1 protein-coding gene is annotated in these 897 nt (G+C 72.4%); it reads left to right on the top strand.

Translation table 11 applies throughout. From position 1 onward, the window contains the following. Positions 1 to 897: HNH endonuclease signature motif containing protein (locus AC5Y5V_RS31355; RefSeq protein ID WP_499942968.1), on the top strand; the 897-nt coding region annotated here is incomplete at both ends.

The raw sequence follows: 897 nt of genomic DNA, 5'->3' as shown, positions 1-897 counted from the left end.
GGACCCGGAGATTTTGGCGCGGGTGGACGGGTTGGTGGCCGCCAATGTGGCGCGCTGGCCCATGATGAGCCGCAAACGGCTCTGCGGCAAGATCGACGCGCTGATCGCGCGGGTCGATGTCGATGCGGTGCGCCGGCGCACCGAACGGCAGAAAGATCGCGACGTGTGGATCGGCGGGGGCATCGACGGGGTGGCCCAGATCGTGGGGACCCTGTTCGCCCCCGACGCGCACGCCCTGGATCAGCGGTTGACCACGCTGGCGGGCACGGTGTGCGCCCACGATCCGCGTACCGCCGCCCAACGCCGCGCCGACGCGCTGGGGGCGCTGGCCGCCGGCGCGGACCGGCTGGGGTGTCGCTGCGGGCGCGCTGACTGCGCGGCGGGGGCCAAGCCGCCGGCCTCGCCGGTGACGATCCATGTGATCGCCGAGGCCGCGGCCTTGGCCGGCACCCCCGGCGCGGCGGCCTCCGAGCTGGCCGCGGACGGGCTGATCACCCCCGAACTGCTCGCCGAGCTGGCCCGCAGCGCGAAAGTGATCCCGCTGCTGCATCCCGGCGACGCGCCACCTGAACCCGGGTACGTGCCCTCCGCCGCGCTGGCCGACTTCGTGCGCCTGCGGGACCTGACGTGTCGGTGGCCGGGCTGCGATGTCCCGGCCGCCCACTGCGACCTGGACCACACCATCGCGCACGCCCAGGGCGGCCTCACCCATGCCGGCAACCTCAAATGCTATTGCCGCACTCATCATTTGGTGAAAACGTTCTGGGGCTGGACCGATCAACAACTCGCCGACGGCACCGTGATTTTGACCGGCCCAGACGGGCAGACCTATGTCACCACCCCCGGCAGCGCGCTGCTGTTCCCCAGCCTGTGCCACGCCGTGGGCGGCATGCCCGC

Source organism: Mycobacterium sp. NGS68, assembly GCF_059812195.1.
Note: the sequence above shows the minus strand (reverse complement) of the source record. Positions and strands in the feature narration are given on the sequence as shown.